The following is a 16,481-nucleotide window of genomic DNA, read 5'->3' as shown; positions in this document are numbered from 1 at the left end:
AATGCCGGAAATCGCTGGCGCGATCCGGGTGGGCCGGGCCACTGTGAGGCAGCCGACCGTTTCCATCGCCCCCGGTCGGCGTTAGGGTCGAAAGGCTTCTGACTCGTTACATCCCTGGAGGTCGACAGTGGCCGCGCTGCGCCAGTACCTGGGTGTCTGGCGGATCCCCGGCGCGCCGATGCTGTTGATCCTCGGCATCATCGGGCGGCTCGGGATCGGCATGACCCCGCTGGCGCTGCTGCTGGTGGTCGAGCAGGTCACCGGCCGCTACTCGCTCGCCGCCGTCGCCGGTGGCATCTACGCGCTCTCCGGCGCCGCGCTCAGCCCGATCGCCGGCCGGATCGCCGACCGGGTCGGTCCCACCCCGGTGTTGCTGGCCACCGCGCTGGCCCACCCGCTGGCGCTGCTCGGGCTGCTCGGCGCCAGCCGCTCCGACGCCGGCAACCTCGCCCTGATCTACCTCGCGGCGGGCGTCGCCGGTGGCACGTACCCGCCGCTGACCGCCGCCATCCGGGGCGCCTGGAACGACCTGACCACGCCGGCCAGCGGGCGCGGGCACCTGCGCAACACCGCGCTCGCGGCCGAGACCTCCCTGTTCGAGGTCGTCTTCGTGCTCGGTCCGCTGCTGGTGGCCGGCTTCGTGCTGTTCGCCGACGCGTCCACCGCCCTGCTCGGCGCCGCCGTGGTCACCCTGGTCGGCACCGGATCGGTCGCGCTCGGCCGGGTGATGCGCGCCTGGCGCCCGCACCCGCGCGAACACCACGCCCGGGGGCTCGGCCCGCTGCGAGTCGGTGGCTTCCCCGCGCTGCTGCTCTGCGTGGCCAGCCTCGGCATCGCGTTCGGCGCGTCCGGCGTGATCGTCCCCGCCTTCGCCGGCAACAGCGGCGCCGCCGACCCGGAGAGCCTGGCCGGCGTGCTGCTCGCCGTCTGGGGCATCGGCAGCGCCGCCGGTGGCTTCACCTTCGGGGTACGCAAGCCGGCCGCCAACATGACCCGCCAGTTCGCCTGGCTGCTCGGCGCGGTGGCGGCCAGCTTCGCCGTCTTCGCGGTGATGCCCGGCCCGGCCGCGCTCGGCGTCGCGCTGGTGCTCGGCGGCGCCGCCATCGCGCCCGCGCTCACGCTGGAGAACACGCTCGTCGGGCGGATCGCCCCGGCCGGCATGCTCAACGAGGCGTACACCTGGGTGGTGACCATGTCGGTCGCGGCGAGCGCGGCCGGCGGCGCGGTCGCCGGCCTGATCGTCGACCACGCCGGCGGCGTGCCGTGGGCGTTTCTCTTCGCCGGCGCGGCCGTCGCCGTCGGGGCCGTGGTCGCCGCACTGCCCACCGGCCCGATCGCCCGCGCCGAGGCGTCCGCGGTCCGCGCCGAGCAGTCGCTCGCCGCCTGAGCCCCTCCTGCCCGCTCCCTCGCGCCGCTCCCTCGCGTTGATCATGAAGTTGGCGGCAACCTGCGCCCGATTTGTCACCGCCAACTTCATGGTCAACGCGACAATTCCCGGGCCGGCGGAGCGCGCCCGCCCCGGCCGCCAGCAGACCCAGCGCGACGGTCCCGACCGCGCACACCAGCAGCGTGGGCCGTGCGCCCAGCGCGACGGTCGCCGGGCCGCCCAGCATCGTGCCCAGCGGCACCGCCAGCACCGTCACCGCGCCGTTGGCGGCCAACACCCGGGGCAACTCCGCCACGCCGGCCCGCCGCTGGAACAACGCGGTCGCGGTCGGCAGGTAGGGCGCCCAGACCAGACCGGCCACCGCGAACGCCGGCAACGACACCACGACCGGCGCGCCCAGACCCAGCGGCAGCAGCGCCGCCCCGAACGCCACCACGATGCCGAGCAGCGTGGGCCGCAGCGGCCGGTCCCGCAGATGACCGGTGAGCAGCCCACCGGCCAGCGACCCGACGCCGAACGCGGTGTAGTAGCCGCCCAGCGTCGCGGCGGACGCGTGCAGGTCCTCGGTCACGTGCAGCGGCATCGCCACGTAGAACGGCCCGAACAGGAAGAAGAACCCGCAGCTCAACGCCAGCAGGCCGAGCAGCGACCGGTCCCGGCCGATGACCCGGAACCCGGAGGTACGCGACGGGCCGGCGCCCGCCGCCCGACCCGCGCGACGGCGTACGGCCGGGACCACGAGCCGGTAGCTGACCGCCAGTACCGCGAAACTGGCCGCGTCGATCGCGATCACCCACACCGCGCCCGTCCCGGCGATGAGCAACCCGGCCAGCGGCGGCCCGACCACGGTGGCCGCCTGCCCGAACAGCCCGAGCAACGCGTTGCCGGCCAGGTGGTCCCGCTCCGACAGCAGCTCGGCCACCAGCGTGAACCGGCCGGCCGACCCCCACGGGTGCAGCAGCGAGGAGGCGGCGAGCAGCGCCACGTACAGCCCGACGTCCAGCACCCCGGCGAGGTGCGCGACCGGGATCGCCCCCAACGCCAGCGCCCGCAGCGTCGCGTCCCAGCCGGCGAGCTGCGCCCCGCTCCGCCCGCCCAGCACGCGCCCCAACAGCACCGCACCGGCCGCGCCCGGCAACGTGTACGCCGCCACCGCGAACGCCGTCCAGATGCCGCGCTGCCCGGCCGGTGCGAGTTGCAGCGCCAGCCACGTGACCGCGACCAGGGCCAGCCCGTCACCGAGCGCGGAGACCGCGAGCCCGGGAAGCAGCCGGCGCAGCACGGGTTGGGCGAGGACCGGGCGGTAGGGGAGGAGCGGCATGGCTCCCACCCGACCGCACGGCGGGCCCTCACCTCAACGAAGTTGCCTCAGGGCAGAAGAACTGGCGTCATACGGGTCACGGGCGGCCAGCGCGGCGGCCTCCGACACTCCGAGCCGGTGGCCGACCCGCCGCCGCGCCCGTACCTGGGCACTCGTGCGGGGCCGGAACTTCGGCTCCCGCCCGCAGCCGCACACCTCGAACCCCTCGTACCGCAGGCCCGCCCCGAGCACCGCCGCGACCGCCGCCCAGCCGGAGTCGTTCCGGCGGCGGGGCGCCGCGAAGTCGTGCCCGGCGAACACCATCGGCCGCCGGCACGACGTGCAGCGGTGCGTCGCGTCGTCCCAGGCGTACTTGTGGCTGCGACGGCACGGCACGCACACGTAGTGGACCCGGTAGAAGGTCATGGCGTACCGGCACATGCCGGCAGCGTAGCGGCGCGGCGGACGAAGGTCGCGGCGGTTACCGCGCCTACCGGTAGTTGGTGAACTGGAGCGCCACCCCGAAGTCCTCGCCCTTGAGCAGCGAGATGACGGCCTGAAGGTCGTCCTTCTTCTTTCCGGTGACGCGGAGCTGGTCACCCTGGATCTGCGCCTGCACGCCCTTCGGGCCCTCGTCGCGGATCTTCTTGCTGATCGCCTTGGCCTTCTCCGTGTCGATGCCCTGGATCACCTTGGCGTCGATCTTGAAGATCTTGCCGGACGACCGGGGGTCGCCCGCGTCCAGCGACTTCATGGAGATGTTCCGCTTGATCAGCTTCTCCTTGAAGACGTCAAGCGCGGCGCGCACCCGCTCCTCGGTCTCCGCCTGGAGGCTGATCGCCTCCTCGCCCGACCAGGAGATCTCGGCGCCGGTCCCACGGAAGTCGAACCGCGTCGCGAGCTCCTTCTCCGCCTGGCGGAGCGCGTTGTCGACCTCCTGGCGGTCAACCTTGCTCACGATGTCGAACGACGGGCTCGCTGCCATGATCATGCTCCTGCTGTCCGGCGGTGTGTCCTGATCCGTCCCGCACTGACCAGCGTGGGACCCCCTGACGGTACCCCGTTGCGCAGGGGCCGGGGACAACCGCTATCCTTGCTTCCGCTGCCGCGTCACGACGCGGTGGGTGCCCTGGCGGGTTGCCCGAGCGGCCAATGGGAGCGGACTGTAAATCCGTCGCGAAAGCTTCAGAGGTTCGAATCCTCTACCCGCCACCAGGTGCAGATGCGGCCCCTGACCAGCAGGAATGCTGATCGGGGGCCGTTGTCGTTGATCTAGCCGAGTCCGGCTGAGTCCAGCCGTTGACGACTGGTTGTGGGCAGATGGTGGGCAGATCGATCTTGCCCGCTGAAGGCTCTTCTGGGGCTGTGAACGCTGGCGTTGGTGACCTTGGTCCGGTCTGGCGGAGTCCGTGCGTGTAGCGATTGGCTGAGGGATCCGCAGTGAGGTGTCGCCGGCTGGGGGAGAGGGACCGGGGGCAAGCCAGTCCCGGGGTTGGACTGGCGCGGCAGTCGGAAGCCCTGACCGTCGACGAGGCCGACCGGCTTGGCTTCCGTACCGCCTGGCCGTGATCGTGCCGCCGGCCGCATCAACGAACTCGGGGCGGCGGTCCGGCGGCAGTCGGTGGCTCTCCGCCCCGGCGCCGGAGGCGGCCGGGGCGGCTTGCCGCCGGCCGGGTTACCGCCCCGCGACGCGCGGAGCGCGGCGCCTTGATCTAGAACAGAGGAAATCGGCAGCGATTGTCCTTGACGGCAAATACCAGCGAGGATCGTGCTCGGGCCGGCTCACGTTCTGGTGTCGGACCCACCCATTCGCTGTGAACTAGACTCGGGCACTCTTGGTCGGTACGGTTATCTATCTGGCCCTGATGCCTGATGCATGGGAGTACGATGCGCGCTGATAGTGACGTCATTCGGAGATTCGAGCTGGCGCAAGATGCGTTGGTCCTTCAGGCGTCCGACCTGTCTCTTGAAACGGTGGCCTCGATGGTCGAGGGCGAGGCTATCGATGTGCGTCCCCAGTTTCAACGTCGTGAAAGGTGGGATGCGGCTAAGCAGTCGGCTCTAATCGAGTCTTTCTTGCTAAACATCCCCGTGCCTCCGGTATACCTGGCTGAAGATGATTTCGGAAGCTATTCGGTAATTGATGGAAAGCAGCGACTGACGGCGATTCATGAATTCATGAGAAACCGCCTCTCCCTCTCGCTTCTTAGTAGGTTCGAGGAGCTTAACGGTTACCGGTTTAGGGATCTTCCCCCTTCATTAAAGAACGCGCTGCTTGTTCGTCCGTATATTCGCGCAGTTACACTCCTGCGCCAGAGTGACCCTGCAACGAAGTACGAGGTCTTTCACCGTTTAAACTCGGGTGGCCAGCCGCTCAACGCCCAAGAGATCCGTAACGTAATATACCGAGGCACCCTCAACGATCTGCTCGTGAAGCTGTCGGAAAACTCCTTCCTTCGCCATCAGCTAAAGATTCGTGATACCAGGTCTCCTGCATACAGGGCAATGCTGGATGTCGAGTATGTCTTAAGATTCTTCACCCTCATGGATTCTTGGCAGCAGTTTTCGGGTGACTTTCGGTTGTCTATGGACATTTACATGCAGAGGAATCAGAACCCCGACTCTAAGTCACTAAATGATTTATCCTCCGCCTTCCTAAACGCAGTAAGTAGCTGTGAGCGACTCTGGGGTGCTAACGCTTTCAAGCGGCCCGACAGGGCTGCATGGCGAGACCAAGCGTTGGCTGGGATGTATGACAGTCAGATGATTGCCGTTAGTCTGGTTTCCCCTGCCGTAATCGAGAAATTGGGGCGCAGAAAGGGGCGCGCGGAGCAGGTCACTCGCAGACTTTTTGAAGACGATACCTTTGAGGATGCGGTCCGTGTCGCAACCAATACGCCCTCAAAAGTAAAGTACAGAGTTAGCGAAATGGCCAATGCGCTACGCGAGGCGGCTGAATAGCGCATGTCGGTCACGCGTCGCAACTTCTTAGACAGAGTTGTTGCCGTGCAGGATGCACTCGCACAGCCACTTCTTATTGACCAGGCGCTTACTGAAACCTCTCACAACAACCGTGCTCGGATCCTGCGCAATGGCCTAATGGTTGTGACGTTCAGTGCACTTGAAGACTTCATACGCGAGAGATCGGCAGAGGTCCTAGCCTATATCAGTAGAACTGCGCTCGTATTCTCCGATCTCCCCCGCGACTTGGTCCTTGCTGCCACTGTGGAGGTTATGCGGGCGGCTCATGCCCATGCAAAGATGGCGAGCCGCCAGGGGGACGATCCGGTGCCGCTTCTGCAGCAGGCCGCGTCCGAGGTCGCAAGCACTCTCAACGGTCCGTTGCACATATCGAAGTTTTCACTGGGCTACAGCGGGTCCAATGTGGGCGCGGATGAAGTGGGCAATATTCTCAAGACGCTCCATGCTGCGGATCCATGGAATGAAATGACAAGGCTTGGTTCTCGCGTCGGTCTGGGGGCAGTGCCACTCCGTGATGCATACGCCCAAGGGCTGAGGCTGCGCAATCGGGCGGCGCATAAGGCGGACTCTAATATTCAGCCAAGTGAGTTGCTTACCTTCTGTCAGCAGGCTAAGGCAATCGCTCTTGGGTTCGACCTCCTTGCCAGTAGGGCGGCACGTTTAATTCATGATAGCGCCACCAGTTTCGCGCAAGCTTCGCGGCCGAAGTTGGCGGATGATATCTCTATTGTTTTCGTCGATTTTGATGGTAGGCGCTACGCCTGCAAAAGGGAGAACGCGCGCCGAGCGCTAAAGACCGACCTTGACCGGAACGCCATCTGGTTGCACGCTATTTCGAAAGCTCGCGTGAGTTACGATGCTGTGGTAGAAAGAGACAAGAGTGGAACGGCGATCCGTTGGGAGAGCACAGACTGCGCTTGAGCGGACTGCGATGATTATAATCAGGCGGGCTGCACTTCTATTGATCTTCTGGTCTTACCCGATAGACTCGGATAACCGTCTCCGTGCGTCCTTCCACCCATTCGACGCTCTCGTATTCGGTCAACAGTGCCCCGGCCTCAATGCCGAACAGGCCTGCTAACTCTGCATCCGCAGCCGTTCGCCACCCTCGGCACCCCTCCCGACTACATCCGCACCGCTGCGGCGCGGACTTCAACGACCTGGTGGCGGTCAAGCCTTCCCGATCCTGCGACCACGAGAAGATCGAATATCGCTGGGGACGCCTGGTGCTCGCCGGCACCTCGCCGCGCGCCGGCTCGCACTGGACCGACGACGGCGGCTCCCACGAGCGGCGCGGCCTCAAGCACCGGGGTAGGGCCGAGACTCGCACGGTCCCGATTCCGCCCCGGCTGGTCGAGCTGCTGTGCGCGCACGTCGACAATCACGGGGTCGCCCCAGATGGCCGCTTCTTCCGGGGCCTCCACGGTGGGCCGCTTTCTGAGTCGGTCTACGACCGGTGGTGGAAGCTCGGCCGCGAGAAGGCGCTGACCGCATCACAGGTCGCCTCGCCGCTCGTCCGCCGGCCCTACGACCTCCGGCACGCGGCGGCCTCGCTCTGGCTGAATGCCGGCGTCCCGCCGACCGAGGTTGCCCGGCGCCTGGGCCACGGCGTCGCCGTCCTGCTCCGCGTCTACGCCAACTGCATCGACGGCGGTGACGACAGCATGAACGACAAGATTGGTGACGCCCTCGGATGACGTTCCTGCCAGCCCGGGTCACATTTGCGGACGTCCGGCCGAGCACCGATGTGGACGAGGTGCGCTAGAAGTAGGGAGTGGAGTTTCCTGTGCCCCAAGCTTCAACCCGGCCGGAGGTCCTTGTCGCGGTTGGTTCCGTTTCAGCCACCGACAGCCCTGTGCCAGAGCTGCGGCTCTGGGGAATCCGTCGGTCAATCGCCTTGGCTGTTGCGATTGCGTTGCTGTTAGTTGGCAGTCTGATCACTGCGGCGCTCTGGTATGCGGGGTGGCCTGGTGTTAAGCGGGATGCGACTGTTACGGCAGCTACCCTGTTCGACCTCTTAAAGCTTGTGTTCGCCGTTGTGGCCGGCACCGGCGGTGTGGCAGCCCTGGTGGTCGCCTACCGTCGGCAGCGCGTAACAGAGCACACGAACGCGCTGGCGGAGTTCGCTCACCAACTGGCGCACGCTGCTGATCTGCGGGCCGAAGTGACCAAGGCTCTCGCTGAGGCGGCCGACGAACGGGCAAAGATCGAGACCGATCGCAACGGCGTCCGCCTTTTCAACGAACGCTTTGCCAAGGCATCCGAGCAGCTTGGGTCGGAGAAGGCTGCCGTACGACTGGCTGGTGTGTACGCAATGGCCGGTCTTGCTGATGACTGGCTGAAAGGGCGGCAGACCTGCATCGACGTCCTTTGCGCCTACCTGCGCATGCCCTACGCCCCTCTGGCGGACGCGGTCAGGGAAACGCCAGCACCGGCTGACGACCAAGTGCCGATCATGGGCATTGAGACGGCCAGGATCGCTCGCGAGGAGCGGGAGGTACGTCGCACCGTCGTCCGACTAATTGGCGGACATTTACGCCTCGGCGCTGAGGAGGAAACCTCATGGAGTGGCTGCGACTTCGACTTCACCGGCGCGGTCTTCGACGGCGGGGATTTCTCGCATGCGTTGTTCAGCGGCGGGAAGGTGTCCTTCGATGAGGCGTTGTTCAGTGGCGGGAGGGTGTCCTTTCATCAGGCGAAGTTCTGCGGTGGGGAGGTATCCTTCCTCGGCGCGAAGTTCACTGGTGGGGAAGTGTCCTTTAGCAATGCGTCCTTCAGTGACGGAACGACGTCTTTCGGTAGAGCGGAGTTCAGCGGTTCGAAGGTGAACTTTGACGAGGCGAACTTCAGTGGCGGGCAGGTGTCCTTCTCGGGGGCGAAGTTCGCTGGTGGAGATGTTTCCTTCAACAATGCATCGTTCAGTGGCGGGCAGGTCTTCTTCCTCTTTGCGTGGTTCAGTAGCGGGACTGTGTCTTTCTTTGGGGCGAAGTTTAGAGGTGGGGGAGCGTCGTTCTACGGTGCGAAGTTCAGAGGTGGAGACGTTCTCTTCTTCGATGCCTCCTTCTCTGGTGGAGAGGTGTCCTTCGACAATTCGGTGTTCAGTGATGGACAGGTGTCCTTCTTTCAGGCGGCTTTCAACGGTGGGCATGTCTCCTTCAGCGATGCGGTATTCAGCGCTAATGGGCGGCTGTCCTTCCCTGAGGCGGTATTCGGTGGGGGAAGGGTGTCTTTTGTGAGCCAGTTCAATGGCGGAGAAGTCTCCTTCGAGGGGGCTTGTTTTAAAGGCGGACAGTTGTCCTTCCAGGGGTCGAATCTCCGAGTTCCGCTCAAGTTTGATGCTTGGCCGGAGGGCTATCCGCCGGATGGCTTGGTCCTTCCATAAGCATTGATTCCGTAGGCGTGGGCATATAGTGGGCTGCGCGTCGACTGGCTTGCGATCGAGGGAGTAGATGGCCAGGTCACGCAGGTTGAGGCAGGTGAGAATACGGACGCTCTGTAAATCCGTCGCGAAAGCTTCAGAGGTTCGAATCCTCTACCCGCCACCAGGTGCGGATGCGGCCCCTGACCAGCAGGAATGCTGATCGGGGGCCGCTTTCGTGATTCGCGGACCCCTTTCGGATGCCGAAGCTCAGCTATGGGAGCTGTCCTTCACGAACTCGACGAAAGAGTTCCAGTGCGCCGAGCTGAACGTCAGCGACGGACCGGCGACGTCCTTGCTGTCCCGTACGCCCACGACGCCCGGAAGATTGTCGGCAACCTCGACACAGTTGCCCTCGTTGCCGCTGTAGCTGCTCTTCCGCCAGCGGGCCGTGGTCATCTCAGTCATCGAAAGTCTCCTTGATCACGGCACCCACCAGATCCTCGGAGGCGCGCTGGTCCAGGGCAAGGTCCCACAGAGTCTCCCAAGCCGACGAGTAAGTCTCTACCTCGCTCCGCCGATCGAGGTAGATGCTGCCGGTCATCGACTCGCTGTAGACGGTGGTCGGCTCGGCAGGCCGAGTGCCCTTCGCGGGAAAGTCGAGCAACACGAAGTTCCCTGCGACGGACGCTCGGTGTGGGCCGATGCTGCTCGGCAGTACCCGGACCCTGATATTCGTTGCCTGAGTCGCGTTGACCAGGTAGGCCAACTGAGCCCGCCAAGCCTCCACGTCACCGAGCGGCCGGTGTAGGACAGCCTCGTCGACGATCGTTTCGAAGAGGGGCGCTGCCGGACTCCTGCGAGCCAGGAGCTTCTGTCGTTCCATCCGGAGGGCGACTTTCTGGGCCACCTCTTGTGGCGTGCGGCCGGGTTTGGTCTCGAAGACCGCCGACATGTACTCGGGTGTCTGAAGGAGTCCAGGGATCAGGTTCGGCTCGTACTGCCGGATGTGGCAGGCGGCGGCTTCCAACCCGACGTACAGCTCGAACCAGGCGGGGATCGCATCGCCGTAGGCGTGCCACCAACCCCGGCTCTTGCTCTCCCGGGCGAGTGAGACGAGGACTTCGGTCAGGTCGGTCGACGTGCCGTAGAGCTGGCACATGAGGTTCACGTCGTGGGTGCGTAGCGAGGTGTGGCCGGCTTCCAGCCGATACATCTTCGCCCGTGACCACTCCAGCGTTCTCGCGGCGGCTTCCAGGTTGATGCCGGCTTCCTCGCGCGACTGCCGCAGCAGCCGGCCGAGTTGCCGACGCGGGACGGAAGATCCCGTCTCGGCCATCTGGTCCCCAATCTCCCGTCAGATGCTCCTGTGTCTCATTCCAGCCACCCTGCCCGCCCGAATGGCACGCCGTCAATCTCTATGTCCGAATCCCGCGATGAGACATTGCAGTCACGGTGTCACTACGCCACGTTGACTGCGGAAAGGGGTCGACCGACGATCGCCGGAGGTGCGCGATGCCCCGCTGGAAGTGGTTCCTACGCAGCAACGAGCCGGTCGACGTGGTGCAGCGGCCGACCGGCAACGAGCGCCCTCGCGTAATCAGGAAGCGGAACGACACGGCAAATGTCCTGCCGCTGGTCCGACCTCCCGCGGACCGGGCCGCACAGGATCGGACAGAACACCGCGAGAAGCGGCGTAACGGCGGGGCGCCGTGAGGCCGGAACGGAGACCCGACACGCCTCTCCTGGTGGCGGTGTCCTGGGCCGTCATCGACTACCACGTGGCGTACACCTGCTCGCGCTGCCGGCCGTACGGATGGTGTCCCCGTGTGGTCGTCGCCCGCGCCCGCATCCGCGCCTGGCGCAAGGTCTGCGAGCAGTGACGGAGCTGAAGCCCGGCGTGCTGCTTCTCGTCGACAGGGCGGCCGGCGTGCAGTTCGTGCGGCCGTTCCACTTCCGGCTGATCCGCGTCCTCGACTGGAGCACCTACGACGGGTGGACATGGCTGGACGGCTACCAGCTCGACGAGCAGGGCGACGCCGTGGCGCGTCGGTCGATCTTCGTCAAGCAGTGCGGGCTGAGAGCGGGCGCTGCTTCTCCACAAGCAACCAGAATGCTGGGGATGAGGCCGGCTCCGGACGGTGGACGCCGGAGCGACGGAGTGCGGGTTCCCGCCAGCCGTCCTCACTGCCCGGCACGGGAACGGACAGGCTGATGGTGCGCAGTTGGCAGGACACCCGCTCGCGGATGAACCTCGACGAGGCCCAGGTTGCCGCGCATCGGAAGCGCATGCTCGCCGAGGTCAGGGCATCGCGTGCGGAGCTACCACCCGCTCCGGTCGACCGCCCCCAAGGGCCGTCTCCGAGGACCGGCGATGACCACTGACCCCGCGTCGGAAGCCCGGTTGGTCGACGTGCCCGCCGCTTGTCTGCACCGCCGGTTCCTGGGTGGGGCGCGGTGAGCATTCTTCGGGCCGGCGACGAGAAGTTCCACTACAGCGACGGCTCCCACCGGTGGATCCCGCCGGACCCGGACTACGACCAAGAGGTCTGGGACGAGCAGGTACGCCAACACAAGCAGGGCCACCTGCGGAACGAACGCCCGAAGGTCCGCATCCGACGCCTGACCTGAGGCCGGCACCCACGCACCCATGGCGTTCCACCCACCGGCCGGGCGGCCCTCGGGTGGAACGCCATGGGTGTCTCCGGTGCCCTGATACACCCATGGCGTTCCACTCGCGGACGTCGGGGAGCGCGACTGGAACGCCATGGGTGTCTGACGAGAAGTTGCACTGCGGCGAGGGCTCGCCGGACCGGACTACGACCGGGAGGTCTGGGATGAGCAGGTGCGTCAGCACGAGAAGGACCACCCGAGGAACGGACGCCTGGTCCGAGCGCCGGCGCGCCGCCGTACAAGAAAAGGTCGTACCGTGCGGTCATGCTCTATGTCGGCCTGCTCGGCTGGGTGCTGATCCACGTGCTGGCCCTCGCCGCGGTGGTCGCCGTCGTCTGCCTCGCGCGGTGGTTGTGGCGGTCGACGCGACGCGGCGTGGCGGCGCTGCCGGGCCGGCTCCGGGCGCTGCCGGGCCGGCTCCGGGCGTTGCCCGGCCGGCTCCGGGCGCTCACGGTGGAGCCGCCGCCGGGGGCGGCGTTCAACGACGCCCGGGACGTGTGGCCGATGCCGGTGGACGACTGAGGCGGAACCGGCAGGTGAGGGGATGTGTCGGTGATTCGCCAGCGATTGACCCGTATCGCCCTCTGGTGCTGAGGCGAGTTATAGGTATGGTGGTCTATGCCCAGGGTCGTCCGAGCCACGGGGATGGGGAGTGCGGCCGGGCGCAGCGGCCCGATCGCTTCGAGGCCGCCTAGATCAGTTCGCGCTGAAGGTCGGAATACGCAATGGACGGACGGCCGCGGGGCCCCTGAGCCCGCTGATCTGGCTTCGCGTCCCTCTGGCACCGGGCCGATCGGCGAAACCTTTTCGACGGTCGGATCGGGCCTGTTCCCACCGCTTTCCTGCGTGCGGGCCCTGTGGCACGATCGTGGAACCTCCACCATCCCCGGTGTCCCATCCCCGACAGGAGAGCGAACATGTCTGGTCGAAGACTGGGCCGGCTGCTTGGCTCAATGCTGGTTTTTGCCGCTGTCATGAGTGGCGTCCTGGTCGGCGCAGGGCCGGAGCTCGGCGACATGCAGACCGCGGACGTCATCTGGAACATGCCTGCGACTCGCTGACGTTCACCGTCCCCTCCGAGCCAGGCGAACGTCGATCGACGGAAGGGGCGGCATGTCCGCACAGCCCGTCAAGGGCTCGCGGTCCAACGATCACGCTTGGCTGATCACCGGGCCGCTCGTCCTTTTCGCTGTCGTCTGTGCGACGGTGACCGGTCTGATCAGCGACCATCCGTTCGGCGGTTGGCCGCTGGCGGTGGTGCTGCTGGTGGCGATGGTCGCCGCCGGGCTTCCGGTGCTCAACTTCACCGTACGACGCCAGTCGCTCGGTGTGACGATCACCGAGATCCCGTTGGTGCTCGCGTTCTATCTGACCCGTCCGCTGACGGTGGTCGCGATCTGCACCGGGGCCGCGATCCTCACCCATCTCTGGCACCGGATGGGCGCGACGAAGCTCTGGTTCAACGTCGCCCGTGCGGCGGCCGGCTCCTCGCTCGCCGTGCTGGTGTTGCAGGTGCTGCCCCCGGTCGAGGGCGTGGGCCCGCGCACCTGGCTGACGCTGTTCACCGCCGCCATCATGGTCAACCTGGTCAGCATCACGTCGGTGGCCGGCGTCTACACGCTGGTCCAGGGCTGGCAGACCGGCCGCGACGCCTTCCGCAAGTCGCCCTCCGCGCTGTTCTCCGCCGGCATCAACATCGTCGCCGGTCTGATCGTCCTGATCCTGATCACCTCCAACTGGTGGTCGCTGGTCCTGCTGTCCGCACTGGTCTCCGCGCTGGCGCTTGTCTACCGCGCGTACGCGCAGTTCTTCCGGCAGCACCGGACGCTCTCCGACATGTACGAGCTGAGCCGCGCGGTCAGCGGCAGCGGCCAGGACGGCACGCTCGCCGACGCCCTGCTGGGCCGCGTCCGGGCGATGCTCCAGGCGGAGTACGCGACGCTCTGGCTGCCGGCGCAGCGCCGCCACCCGGAGGTGCTGCTGACCTCCCGGATCGCCGACCCGGGGCTGCTGGACGTGGCGCCCACGCCCGCCGCCCTGCGCGAGCAGGTCCGCCGGGACGGGCAGACGCTGGTGCTCACCCGCGGCGCGGGCGCCGACGGGAAACTGCGGACCGCGCTCACCGAGCAGCGGGTCAAGGACGTCATCGTGGTGCCGCTGCGCTCCGGGCAGGCGGTCGTCGGCACCCTTGAGGTGGCCAACCGGCTCGGCGCCAGCAACTCGTTCAGCCGCACCGACGTGCCGCTGCTGGAGACCGTCGCCGCGCACGCCGCGGTCGCGCTGGAGAACTCCCGCCTGGTCGACCGGCTGCGGCACGACGCCGAGCACGACACGTTGACCAAGCTGCCGAACCGGCGGCGACTCATCGCGGCGGTGGGGGAGGCGGTCAAGATCCGTGCCCCCGGCGAGGTGGTGGCGCTGCTGCTCTTCGACGTCGACCGGCTGCGCCAGGTCAACGAGTCGTTGGGCCACGCGGCCGGCGACAAGGTGCTGGTCGAGGTGGCCGAGCGGCTGCGGGCCTGCGCGCCCTCCTCGGCGCTTGTGGGTCGCGCCGGCGGGGACGAGTTCCTGGTGACGCTCCGGCTGGAGGGCGTCGAGGCCGCGCTGGACCTGGCGACCCAGCTCCGGGAGCAGATCCGGGACGAGATGGTCTTCGACGCGCTCACCCTGGACGTGGACACCGCCGTCGGCGTGGCCGTCCACCCCGACCACGGTGGGGACGCGGTGGCGTTGCTCCAACGCGTCGACCTGGCGGCCAACGCGGCGAAGTCGGTCCCGGGCAGCGTGCAGCTCTACAGCCCGGCGCTGGAGTCGCGGTCGCTGCGCCGGCTCGGTCTCGCCGGCGACCTGAAGCGGGCGCTGGAGGACGGCGAGCTGGAGGTCTACTTCCAGCCCAAGGTCACGCTGGGGGACCGCCGCCTGGTGGGCGTGGAGTGCCTGGCGCGTTGGGAACACCCGGCGCACGGCACGGTCTCGCCTGACGACTTCGTGGCGGTGGCCGAGCACACCGGCCAGCTCGGCCGGCTCACCGAGTTCGTGCTGCGGGAGAGCATGCGGCGCAGCCGCGACTGGAGCCACGGCGAGCAGCCGCTCTGCGTCTCGGTCAACCTGGCCGCCCGGACGGTGAACGACCCGCGCTTCCCGGGGCTGGTGCGGGAACTGCTGACGGAGTACGGCGTGCCGCCGCAGCGACTCACGCTGGAGATCACCGAGGCGGGCGTGCTGGACGGCACCGAACGACCGGTGCCGATCCTGCGCTGTCTGCGCGACATCGGGGTCCGGCTCTCGGTGGACGACTTCGGCACCGGCAACTCGTCGCTGGCCCAGCTACGCCGGCTGCCGGTGCACGAGGTGAAGGTGGACCGGTCGTTCGTGCAGGGCATGGCGACCGATCCGGGCGATCTGGCCATCGTCAACGCGGTGGTGACGCTCTCCCAGCAGTTCGGCCTGACGGTGGTGGCCGAGGGGGTGGAGAGCGAGCTGACCCTGGAGCTGCTCCAGGACATCGGTTGTGAGATCGGCCAGGGCTTCCTGTTCAGCCGGCCGCTGCCGTACGAGCGACTGGAGGCGTGGTTCGGCGCCCAGGTCGACCCCGAGACGGTCGCCGCGGGGGAGCTGCCGCGGCTGCGTGTGGTGCCCTGAGCAGGGATGGCACCTGTCGGGGGGATCCGATTTCACCTCCGCGACGCGGTCGTGTACTGTTTCCTCTGCGCGACACCCGAAGGGTGATCGAGCAGGCCCCCTTAGCTCAGTCGGCAGAGCGTCTCCATGGTAAGGAGAAGGTCTACGGTTCGATTCCGTAAGGGGGCTCAAAGGGTCCGGCTGGACCCGCCACGGCGGTGTAGCTCAGATGGTAGAGCAAGCGGCTCATAATCGCTGTGTCGCCGGTTCAAGTCCGGCCACCGCTACTCTCGTCCCCCGGGTCCGCCCGGTGGTCGGTGGGATGGGCGCCACAGGGCGCCCGCTTTGCATGTCCGCGTGGTCAGCGCGTAGGCTGACACGCCGTAGTTGATATCCGTGAGCGAGGAAGGCACTCCGCCGTGGCGAAGGCGACCGATGTCCGGCCGAAGATCACTTTGGCGTGTGTGGAGTGCAAGGAGCGCAACTACATCACGCGCAAGAACCGCCGTAACGACCCGGACCGCATCGAGCTGAAGAAGTTCTGCCCCCGGGACGGCAAGCACACCGTCCACCGCGAGACCCGCTGACGCCCGGCCGGCACCGCCGGCCCCGCAGCAGCATCCCGTACGCCGATTCGCACCGGTCGACGGCCTGAGAAGGCCGCTCGACCGCGCGGGTCGGCGTTCGTGTGTTCCGTGTAGGTTCGCGGCATGTCCCTGGACCCGTCCTTCGTCGGCCGGACCTATCCGCCGACCGCCCCCTACCTGGTGGGCCGAGAAAAGATCCGCGAGTTCGCCACCGCCATCGGCGCGATCGACCCGGCGCACCACGACCCGGAGGCGGCCCGGACGCTCGGCCACCCCGACGTGGTCGCGCCGCCGACCTTCCCGGTGATCATCACCATGGCGGCCAACCAGCAGATCGTCGATGACCCGGCGCTGGGCGTCGACTACAGCCGGGTGGTCCACGGCGACCAGCGCTTCGCGTACACCCGGCCGGTGGTGGCCGGTGACGAGCTGGTGTGCGTCAGCGTCATCGAGGATGTCAGCAGCCGGGGCGGGCACGGTTTCCTGACCACCCGCACCGACGTGAGCACCGTGGCCGGTGAGCCGGTGGTCGCGGTCTGGTCCAAGATCGTCGTACGTCGGGAGGAGGCGTGA

General features: G+C 67.2%; 16 protein-coding genes, 3 tRNA genes and 1 pseudogene. 15 read left to right on the top strand and 5 right to left on the bottom strand.

All coding sequences use genetic code 11. The features are described from left to right. Window positions 1–127: 127 nt before the first annotated feature. Window positions 128–1,387 (top strand): MFS transporter, encoded by a 1,260-nt coding sequence (locus tag AB0B02_RS08250; RefSeq protein WP_357298116.1) that lies wholly within the window; start codon window positions 128–130, stop codon window positions 1,385–1,387. 187 nt (window positions 1,388–1,574) lie between these two features. Here AB0B02_RS08250 and AB0B02_RS08245 read toward each other — a convergent pair. The 3 genes and pseudogenes from AB0B02_RS08245 to AB0B02_RS08235 form a co-directional block, all read right to left on the bottom strand. Then, window positions 1,575–2,708, bottom strand: a pseudogene (locus AB0B02_RS08245) (MFS transporter); the annotation flags it as partial. 33 nt (window positions 2,709–2,741) lie between these two features. Then, window positions 2,742–3,128 carry a hypothetical protein gene (locus tag AB0B02_RS08240; RefSeq protein ID WP_357298113.1) on the bottom strand — a complete coding sequence of 129 codons (387 nt, stop codon included), beginning with the start codon at window positions 3,126–3,128 and terminating at the stop codon, window positions 2,742–2,744. 49 nt (window positions 3,129–3,177) lie between these two features. After that, window positions 3,178–3,672, bottom strand: a complete 495-nt coding sequence (locus AB0B02_RS08235) for a YajQ family cyclic di-GMP-binding protein (RefSeq protein ID WP_281938146.1) — start codon at window positions 3,670–3,672, stop codon at window positions 3,178–3,180. A gap of 146 nt (window positions 3,673–3,818) precedes the next feature. Between AB0B02_RS08235 and AB0B02_RS08230 the strand changes: the two genes are divergently transcribed. The 5 genes from AB0B02_RS08230 to AB0B02_RS08210 all read left to right on the top strand — a co-directional run bounded on the left by AB0B02_RS08230 (window position 3,819) and on the right by AB0B02_RS08210 (window position 9,051). After that, window positions 3,819–3,902, top strand: a tRNA-Tyr gene (locus AB0B02_RS08230). 672 nt (window positions 3,903–4,574) lie between these two features. After that, a complete protein-coding gene (locus AB0B02_RS08225; protein ID WP_357298109.1) occupies window positions 4,575–5,648 on the top strand; it encodes a DUF262 domain-containing protein in 1,074 nt (357 codons plus the stop codon). Window positions 5,649–5,693: 45 nt separating this feature from the next. After that, window positions 5,694–6,590 carry a HEPN domain-containing protein gene (locus AB0B02_RS08220; RefSeq protein ID WP_357298106.1) on the top strand — a complete coding sequence of 299 codons (897 nt, stop codon included), beginning with the start codon at window positions 5,694–5,696 and terminating at the stop codon, window positions 6,588–6,590. 242 nt (window positions 6,591–6,832) lie between these two features. Further along, window positions 6,833–7,366: a tyrosine-type recombinase/integrase gene (locus tag AB0B02_RS08215; RefSeq protein ID WP_357298101.1), complete on the top strand. Its 534-nt coding sequence runs from the start codon at window positions 6,833–6,835 to the stop codon at window positions 7,364–7,366. A gap of 77 nt (window positions 7,367–7,443) precedes the next feature. Continuing rightward, window positions 7,444–9,051, top strand: a complete 1,608-nt coding sequence (locus tag AB0B02_RS08210; protein ID WP_357298097.1) for a hypothetical protein — start codon at window positions 7,444–7,446, stop codon at window positions 9,049–9,051. Between the two features lie 246 nt (window positions 9,052–9,297). Here the strand turns inward: AB0B02_RS08210 and AB0B02_RS08205 are convergent, their stop codons facing one another. Together AB0B02_RS08205 and AB0B02_RS08200 are read right to left on the bottom strand one after the other, a co-directional pair. Beyond that, window positions 9,298–9,495 carry a DUF397 domain-containing protein gene (locus AB0B02_RS08205; RefSeq protein ID WP_357298094.1) on the bottom strand — a complete coding sequence of 66 codons (198 nt, stop codon included), beginning with the start codon at window positions 9,493–9,495 and terminating at the stop codon, window positions 9,298–9,300. Then, complete coding sequence (locus AB0B02_RS08200; protein ID WP_357298091.1) at window positions 9,488–10,366, bottom strand: helix-turn-helix transcriptional regulator; 879 nt, start codon at window positions 10,364–10,366, stop codon at window positions 9,488–9,490. Before AB0B02_RS08200 ends, AB0B02_RS08205 begins: the two co-directional genes overlap by 8 nt. Before the next feature lie 415 nt (window positions 10,367–10,781). On the opposite strand from AB0B02_RS08200, the gene AB0B02_RS08195 reads away from it, so the two are divergent. The 9 genes from AB0B02_RS08195 to AB0B02_RS08155 all read left to right on the top strand — a co-directional run bounded on the left by AB0B02_RS08195 (window position 10,782) and on the right by AB0B02_RS08155 (window position 16,481). Beyond that, the gene (locus AB0B02_RS08195) at window positions 10,782–10,910 is read left to right on the top strand and encodes a hypothetical protein (protein WP_357298088.1); all 129 of its coding nucleotides are present in this window, start codon (window positions 10,782–10,784) and stop codon (window positions 10,908–10,910) included. Window positions 10,911–10,915: 5 nt separating this feature from the next. Next, window positions 10,916–11,242: a hypothetical protein gene (locus AB0B02_RS08190; protein WP_281938607.1), complete on the top strand. Its 327-nt coding sequence runs from the start codon at window positions 10,916–10,918 to the stop codon at window positions 11,240–11,242. A 242-nt stretch (window positions 11,243–11,484) separates the two neighbouring features. After that, entirely contained in the window at window positions 11,485–11,658 is a 174-nt protein-coding gene (locus AB0B02_RS08185) for a hypothetical protein (protein WP_281938139.1), read from the top strand. 306 nt (window positions 11,659–11,964) lie between these two features. Further along, window positions 11,965–12,222 (top strand): hypothetical protein, encoded by a 258-nt coding sequence (locus AB0B02_RS08180; RefSeq protein ID WP_357298084.1) that lies wholly within the window; start codon window positions 11,965–11,967, stop codon window positions 12,220–12,222. A gap of 591 nt (window positions 12,223–12,813) precedes the next feature. Then, window positions 12,814–15,342: a bifunctional diguanylate cyclase/phosphodiesterase gene (locus tag AB0B02_RS08175; protein ID WP_357298081.1), complete on the top strand. Its 2,529-nt coding sequence runs from the start codon at window positions 12,814–12,816 to the stop codon at window positions 15,340–15,342. Window positions 15,343–15,437: 95 nt separating this feature from the next. Next, window positions 15,438–15,510, top strand: a tRNA-Thr gene (locus AB0B02_RS08170). Window positions 15,511–15,535: 25 nt separating this feature from the next. After that, a tRNA-Met gene (locus AB0B02_RS08165) sits at window positions 15,536–15,608 on the top strand. 132 nt (window positions 15,609–15,740) lie between these two features. Then, a complete protein-coding gene (gene rpmG, locus AB0B02_RS08160) occupies window positions 15,741–15,908 on the top strand; it encodes a 50S ribosomal protein L33 (protein WP_013288652.1) in 168 nt (55 codons plus the stop codon). Between the two features lie 123 nt (window positions 15,909–16,031). Next, window positions 16,032–16,481 (top strand): MaoC family dehydratase N-terminal domain-containing protein, encoded by a 450-nt coding sequence (locus tag AB0B02_RS08155; protein WP_281938133.1) that lies wholly within the window; start codon window positions 16,032–16,034, stop codon window positions 16,479–16,481.

It is taken from the genome of Micromonospora sp. NPDC049240 (assembly GCF_040647835.1).
GTDB lineage: Bacteria > Actinomycetota > Actinomycetes > Mycobacteriales > Micromonosporaceae > Micromonospora.
The sequence above is the reverse complement of the archived record's forward strand: the minus strand, read 5'-3'. Positions and strand labels throughout refer to the sequence as shown.

What these genes read in the sequence shown, in the direction of transcription:
- AB0B02_RS08200 (WP_357298091.1), bottom strand. Translation starts at nt 10,366, where the DNA reads ATGGCCGAGACGGGATCTTCCGTCCCGCGTCGGCAACTCGGCCGGCTG.
- AB0B02_RS08240 (WP_357298113.1), bottom strand. Translation starts at nt 3,128, where the DNA reads ATGTGCCGGTACGCCATGACCTTCTACCGGGTCCACTACGTGTGCGTG.
- AB0B02_RS08175 (WP_357298081.1), top strand. Translation starts at nt 12,814, where the DNA reads ATGTCCGCACAGCCCGTCAAGGGCTCGCGGTCCAACGATCACGCTTGG.
- AB0B02_RS08155 (WP_281938133.1), top strand. Translation starts at nt 16,032, where the DNA reads ATGTCCCTGGACCCGTCCTTCGTCGGCCGGACCTATCCGCCGACCGCC.
- AB0B02_RS08205 (WP_357298094.1), bottom strand. Translation starts at nt 9,495, where the DNA reads ATGACTGAGATGACCACGGCCCGCTGGCGGAAGAGCAGCTACAGCGGC.
- AB0B02_RS08180 (WP_357298084.1), top strand. Translation starts at nt 11,965, where the DNA reads ATGCTCTATGTCGGCCTGCTCGGCTGGGTGCTGATCCACGTGCTGGCC.
- AB0B02_RS08225 (WP_357298109.1), top strand. Translation starts at nt 4,575, where the DNA reads ATGCGCGCTGATAGTGACGTCATTCGGAGATTCGAGCTGGCGCAAGAT.
- AB0B02_RS08235 (WP_281938146.1), bottom strand. Translation starts at nt 3,672, where the DNA reads ATGGCAGCGAGCCCGTCGTTCGACATCGTGAGCAAGGTTGACCGCCAG.